The organism is Bradyrhizobium sp. sGM-13 (assembly GCF_018398875.1).
Lineage (GTDB): Bacteria > Pseudomonadota > Alphaproteobacteria > Rhizobiales > Xanthobacteraceae > Bradyrhizobium.
Window position 1 is genome coordinate 1 of record NZ_JAGWDK010000540.1, and the last position, 210, is coordinate 210.

At 60.5% G+C, this 210-nt stretch carries 1 pseudogene; it reads left to right on the top strand.

Annotated features, from left to right (window positions below):
* Positions 1 to 210 (top strand): annotated as a pseudogene (locus tag KJQ96_RS39915) (MFS transporter); the annotation flags it as partial.

The window sequence follows — 210 nt, forward strand, 5'->3', positions numbered from 1 at the left end:
GATGTTCGCGCCGACGATTGCCGAACATTGGGGCTGGCAGGCCGTGTTCGGCGTGCTGCTGGTTCCGATGGTGCTGATCCTCGCCTACTACGTCGTCGCCGCCAAGGACGCGCCCGGAGAGCGCAAACCGATTTCGCTGAAAGCGTATGGCACTTTGCTGCGCGATCCTGACAGCCGCTGGTTCATGTTCTTCTACTTCATCACCTTCGG